1 protein-coding gene and 1 pseudogene are annotated in these 1,773 nt (G+C 42.2%); both read right to left on the bottom strand.

The genetic code is table 11. The features are described 5' to 3' along the window. Positions 1-137: 137 nt before the first annotated feature. Positions 138-938, bottom strand: coding sequence for a creatininase family protein (locus WBM49_RS04660; protein ID WP_424370902.1), 801 nt, complete (start codon positions 936-938; stop codon positions 138-140). Then, positions 931-1,773, bottom strand: a pseudogene (locus WBM49_RS04655) (hypothetical protein); the annotation flags it as partial. The gene WBM49_RS04660 and the pseudogene WBM49_RS04655, both read right to left, overlap by 8 nt.

The raw sequence follows: 1,773 nt of genomic DNA, 5'->3' as shown, positions 1-1,773 counted from the left end.
ACCGTAGCCGACCAAGTGCGAATTTGTTTCAATTTTAAGTATAAAATTACTAGCCTTACTGACGGTTTCATAGGCAATGGTATACGGAACCGTTAAAGTGAGGTCTAAGCGCTCATAAGAGACCTTATTTATGACCATTAATAGCGTTTTTGATACAGATCGGCCAGGGAGGAATCCTTAATGGAATCGACAAATTTGACCATATGATGAATCATTAGTTCCCACATCTTCTCTCCCTTTTCGGCGGTTGCTTTGGTGGCATCACCCATAACCCCGCTTTCGGATATCTTATTTGTTCTCACATACCAATTTACCCCCTGGTCATTATCAAAATCCAGGAATTTACTCCCAAATTCCAAGGTTTGATTCACGGCCTTATCCATTTGAACCAACTCTGGTCTAATAGCAAGGGTGGTACTGGTCTCTATTTCCCCTGCATGAATATCGTTTGGGGTATCTATTAGATTGTATAGGGCTGTATCACTTGTCTCCCCAGTGTCCACACAAACAAAGATCTTTGCGTCTCTGTTAATCATTTGTGCGGCATAATGCAGGGTAGGCGCGTTATCGCCATGGCCATTTAGTATAATTATCTTTTTAATACCGTTTTTAGCAAGGCTCATTCCAAGATCATATACAAAGCGGGAAAGAGCATCATTGGTAACGCTCAAAGTGCCTTTAAAATCGTCATGGTGGTAGGATACCCCAAAAGGTATGGGGGGTAACACAAAAGGTTTGGGATCACTACAGGCTTCTGCTACTTTAAAGGCCATGTATTTGGCGTCAAAATAATCGATGTCTACAGGTAAATGAGGTCCGTGTTGCTCTATGGCCCCGCATGGGAGGATAGCCGTATCTACTTTCTTCAGATAGGCCTCAATCTCCGGCCAGGTCATTTCTTCCCACATAAAAGTGGAACTATTTGTTTTTTTACTCATCATCTTTCATTAAAAAATAAGGTTTCTCTAAAAAGCCCTTATCGGGCGCAAAAGTATGCCATTTCCGTTCATGAAGTTGTACACTTCCTTCTGAATATTTGGAGAGTATCTCTAACAGGGGTTTACGTATATAAACCGGGATGTCTGCAATATTACTGCGTTCTTTGTCGAATCTCAATGAGACGATCTCCTCGTGCTTTTTGGCCAATTTTTGCGTGTGTTCTGTGACTTCAATAAGACCTTTAGATACCAGCAAAAAATACAAGTGGGCTGCATCGCTCCCCAATTGCTTCACTCCCCTCTTTTCCAGTGCCGCCAATCCTTTTTTAATTTGATCATCTGTATAGCCGCATCGCCTGGGATCTTCATCGAGCGACATAAGCATCCCAATGATCCGACGGCATTTTTCACAGGCCCCGCAAGGCAGCATCTTGCCACCTTCTGAATGGGCAGCATGACAGGAAACCTGATGCTGTTGTAACTCCGGGTACCTTTTTACCAGGATCTTTAAGATCAATAATTCGGACAAGGACCTTAAAATGGAATACTGCCTAATATTCCATCCCTTTTTATCGTAATAACGGGTCAGCGTGTTATCAAAATACTTACTTTGATCGTACAAGCCATGATAATGGGTTATTCCGTGATAATTTCCTTTTACCGTGGTGTCGTATTCATTTCCAATCAGGATATTTCCCGCACCTCGTTTAATGGCCACCGGCAGTGTTCCGAAAAGAAAAACAGACACCGTCCATAAGCGAATGGGATAGATATCGGCCCTGATATTCTGAAAATTCTCCTTAATAAAGGGCATTTGTTTTACCATCCAGTTAAA

This window comes from Muriicola sp., assembly GCF_049669965.1.
Classification (GTDB): domain Bacteria; phylum Bacteroidota; class Bacteroidia; order Flavobacteriales; family Flavobacteriaceae; genus Muriicola.
The sequence above is the reverse complement of the archived record's forward strand: the minus strand, read 5'-3'. Positions and strand labels throughout refer to the sequence as shown.